Origin of the sequence: Desertibacillus haloalkaliphilus (assembly GCF_019039105.1) — a bacterium.
GTDB lineage: Bacteria > Bacillota > Bacilli > Bacillales > KJ1-10-99 > Desertibacillus > Desertibacillus haloalkaliphilus.
Window position 1 is genome coordinate 1 of the sequence record NZ_JAHPIV010000464.1, and the last position, 353, is coordinate 353.

Annotated in this window: 1 protein-coding gene; it reads left to right on the top strand. The window is 57.2% G+C overall.

Annotated elements, in window-relative coordinates:
• The coding region (locus KH400_RS30255; protein WP_217228550.1) for a hypothetical protein at window positions 1-353 on the top strand (353 nt) is incomplete at both ends.

Consider the following 353-nt stretch of genomic DNA (forward strand, 5'->3'; position numbering starts at 1 on the left):
GGGAAAAGGGAGGGAGAAGGGGGGGGGGGAGAAGGAGGGAAAAGGGGGAGAAAAAGGGGAAGAGGAGAGGGGAAGGGGAGGGGAAGGGAGGGGGAAGAAAGAGGAAGAGGAAAGGGGAGGGGGAGGAGGGGGGAGGAAAGGAGGAGGAGGAAGGAAGGGAAGAGGAGAGAGGAAAAAAGAGAAGAAAGAGAAAGGAAGGGAAGGGAAAGAAAAAGGAGGAGGGGGAAGGAAGAAGAAGGGGGGGAAGAGGGAGGAGAGGGAGGGGGAAGAGGAAAAAAAAGAAGAAGGGGGGGGGGGGAAAGGAGAAGAAGGGAAAAAAAAGAAGGGGAGGGAGGGGGAAGAAGGGGGGGAAG